The following is a 3668-nucleotide window of genomic DNA, read 5'->3' as shown; positions in this document are numbered from 1 at the left end:
TTGGCCGGACACCTCCTGCCCACCAATACTGTAGCTGCCCTCCTCTCTAGAGGTTTCCTGTATCTCCGTGATGGTCGCATAGTCGGCCGCATAGTCGATGACCTGCCTCGCGCCAAGACCAGCGCCGGGGCGGCGGCGCGGCACGTCCACCTCAGGCACTTCCGGCTCCCGTCCCGCGGACACAAAGTAGGTGACCTCAAAGGGCACGTTGGCGCCGGGGGCGAAGCCGCCCCACCAGCGGTCGCCTGCGCCCGCGACACCCAGCCGGGCGGCGGCCGCCCAGTTTCGCGGCGAGAGTTGCTGAACCGCCAGCGTAGGCGGGTATTCGAGCGGGTCGGTCTTCACGCTCGAGACGGTCGCAAAGAGCAGTGGTCCCAGAAAGATGACAGCGAAAAAGAGCATCACCGTGTACATGATGCCCGCGCGCGCCCAGCGGCGCCGCGCCTGCCAGCGTTCGAAGTCTTGCTGGCTGACCCACTCGGGTCTGGCGTCGGGTGCAAGCGCCCGCGCCATCAGCGACCACCTTCCGAACGGATAAAACGGCGTTGCAAGAGCACGATGAAGAGAGTGAGAATCGCCAGGAACATGGCCGCAGCCGAGGCAAAACCCACCTCGGGAAGTTGGGCGCCGGGGAACATGCGGTTGTAGACGAAGTAGGCCAAGGTGATGACCGAACGGAGCGGCACCGCGTCTCCGAAGATGGCTACCTGGTCAAACATCTGCAGAGTACCAATAAGACTGAGGGTAACGACCAGGAAAGTAATGGGCTGGACTGAGGGCATGGTGATATAGAAGAACTGCTGCGCCGGGGTGGCGCCGTCCAAGGCCGCCGCTTCGTAGTAGGACTTAGGCACATCCTGCAGGGCTGCCAGGAACATTAGCATGAAGGTGGGGATGGTGGTGAAGATGTTCTGGATCATGATGGCAATAAGGGGGATGGGTATGGAGAGGTACCAGGGGGCACCGGAAGGGATTTCCTGGCGCGTCTGCAACCAGATGAAGTCCACAGGCGGCACCGCGCGCGGCGCGATGATGCCGCTAAAGGTAAGCGCCCAGGTGCCTGCTACTGCGACTAGAAAGGCCACCACAAAGAGCGCCGGGTCGAGCCACCTGACGGGCAGACCCTGCCGCTTCTCAAGGGCAACTTGGGCAACTTGCACCACAACCAAAATGCCCAAAAAAACCACAAGCAAGGGCAAGTAGGTCTGAAATTGCGTAGCAAGATAGTTGAAGAGGCCCCGCCGCTGGTACATCCAGAGGAAGATCAGGGTGATGACCACGCTGCTCGTTACGCTGGGCATGTAGTAGGCGGCGCGGAAGAAGTTGAGCCCGCGTATTTTTGTGTTCAGAATAGCGGCCATCACCAAGGCACCGAAGGTCTGCACGGTGGTCACGACCGCCGCGAAGAACAGGGAGTTTCTGAGCGCCAGCAAGAAGTTTTCCTCGCTAAAAAGGTTGATGTAATTCCTAAAGCCCACCCACTGCGGTTCGTTGAAGAGGTCGTAGTCGGTAAAGCTGAAATAGACGGCCCGCACCGTGGCATAGATGAAAAAGATCAGCAGCGTGATCAAAAAAGGCGCAAGGAAAAGGTACGCCGCCGTCGTTTCTTGACGCCTGAACTTCAAATCCGCTCACCTCGCTTAAAGAGCTGAATGAAGAGTTGGAGGTGGCCAAGGCCACCTCCAAAGGAAGCTACTGGCGTGTGCGCGCGCGTTCGCTCAGCGCGTCCAGCTCCGCTTGGGCGCTTTGTAGCGCGGTCTCGACATCTTGCTGGCCCGTCATCACGGCGGACAGCGCATTGTTGATGGGCGCTAGGAAGTCGGTGCCTATCGCGCCGAACTGGAAGCCAAAGACGTTGCCGTCGGAGGCACCTTCAAAGATTGTCAGGTTGGCCTGGGCTTGAGGCGTTTCCTCCGCGAAGAAGGGGCTATCGGACAGGACCGTGCGGCTGGGGATCGCCAGACCGGTCTCGAGCGTGTACTGCTGCGCCTCTTCGCTGGTGAGAAGCTCGAGCACCTTCAGGGCCGCGTCGCGGTTGGGCGAGTCGGCATTCACGCCCCAGGCGCCGGCAAAAAGGAAGTTACCCCGGTCGCCCGTGGCGGCCTTAGGCATCAGGGTAGTACCGTATTGCAGGTTGGGCGCGGAGCTGTTCAAAAAGGTGATCATCCAGGCACCCTCGAGGGCAACCCCAACGTTGTCGCCGGCCAGACAGTCGCCCGGCCAGCCTGCGCCGATGTCGCTGGGTTGCACGGCGACCCCTTCTCTAACCAACCCAGTAAACCATTCAAACGCCTCGACAAAGGCCGGATCTAGCAGATCGGTATTACCCTCTTCGTCCAAAGGCTCCCAGCCGTTAGCGTAAGCGAAGGCGCCCATTCGGGCAAAGTCTGCGCCAAGGCAGGCGCCGTAGACATCATCGCCAAGCGCCGCCACGCCCCGGAGCTTTTCGGCAAAAGTTTCCCAGGTGTCTTCGGCGTTTGGATACTCAACCCCTGCCTCGTCAAACAGATCCTCGTTATAGAAGACCGCTAACGTGTTGAAGTCTTTTGGGATGCCATAAAGTGTTCCGTCGATGGTGTAGGTTTCGATGAGAGCCGGAATGAAGGCTTCCGTGTCAACCAGGCCGTCGAGCGGCAAGAGCCTGCCAGTGGCGATGAGTCCCGGCGCGGTGGCGGAAGGAAGCTGGAAAATGTCGGCGGCGGTGCCCGCCGAGAGGGCATTAACGATGGCGGGGTCGTAGTCCTGAAGTGGTTCGTATTGCACCGTGATGCCTTCGGCCGCCAACTCGTCAGCAATGACGTCATTGAGCAGCCCGGCAACGATGACCGGGTCCTGGTTGCCCCCGTAGCCCATAATGCGCACGGTGGTTTGCGCCAGGGCCGCGCTCAAAAAGCTCAGGGCGATGAGGGTGAGGATAAGGCGTGGGATGGTCATGGTTCCTCCTGATGGGCTCGCTCGAATGAGCGCTACAAACAACGAGTTGCGTTGCGACATGGCGGTCTTGCTGGCATGTGGCGTTGTGGGCGTTGCTCACCTCCTCCTGGCGGTGGTCCCGCGGACCACCAGGCGCACCGGCACCGTTTCATGGCGCAGCGGCTCGCCCCTCAGCCCTTCCTTGAGCAGCGCCACGGCCACACTGGCAATGCGCGAGATATCCTGTCTGATGGTGGTGAGGCCGTCGCCGATGCCGGGCAGGTCGTCGAAGCCGACCACCGACACGTCCGCCGGCACGCGCAGCCCCAGGTCCTCCAGAGCGGCGATGACGCCGAGCGCCATCTCGTCGGTGGCGGCGAAGACCGCCGTAAAGCGCAGGCCTTTCTCATAGGCATGGCGAAGGGCGCGGTAGGCGCCCAGGCTGGTAAACTCGCCGTCCAGAAGCTGCGCACCCTGGACCTCGAGACCCGCTTCCGCCAGCACGTCCCTAAAGCCCTGGTAGCGATCGAAAAAGGCCTGGCTGCTGGTGAAGCCGCTGACGTGGACGACCTCCTCGTGCTGCAGCCGCAAGAGGTGCTCGGCGGCCTGCCGCCCGCCGCCGTAGTCGTCGGGCGCGACCCAGCGAATGCCTTCGCCGTGGCCGATGAGGACGAAGGGAACGCCTTGGCTCTGCAAGTAGGCGAGGCGCGGGTCGTCCTCTTGGGCGCCCAGGAGGATCATGCCGTCGGCGAGCC

Annotated in this window: 4 protein-coding genes; all 4 read right to left on the bottom strand. The window is 61.9% G+C overall.

The features are described from left to right. The coding region (locus M3498_17535) for a carbohydrate ABC transporter permease (GenBank protein ID MDQ3461068.1) at positions 1 to 513 on the bottom strand (513 nt) is incomplete at its 3' end. Then, entirely contained in the window at positions 513 to 1571 is a 1059-nt protein-coding gene (locus M3498_17530; protein ID MDQ3461067.1) for a sugar ABC transporter permease, read from the bottom strand. The genes M3498_17530 and M3498_17535, both read right to left, overlap by 1 nt. Positions 1572 to 1692: 121 nt before the next feature. After that, positions 1693 to 2934 (bottom strand): extracellular solute-binding protein, encoded by a 1242-nt coding sequence (locus M3498_17525; GenBank protein ID MDQ3461066.1) that lies wholly within the window; start codon positions 2932 to 2934, stop codon positions 1693 to 1695. Between the two features lie 96 nt (positions 2935 to 3030). Continuing rightward, a partial coding sequence (locus M3498_17520) for a substrate-binding domain-containing protein (protein MDQ3461065.1) occupies positions 3031 to 3668 on the bottom strand: 638 nt, incomplete at its 5' end.

Source organism: Deinococcota bacterium (assembly GCA_030858465.1).
Taxonomy (GTDB): Bacteria; Deinococcota; Deinococci; order Deinococcales; family Trueperaceae; genus JALZLY01.
This window is presented reverse-complemented; position numbering and strand designations above follow the sequence as displayed.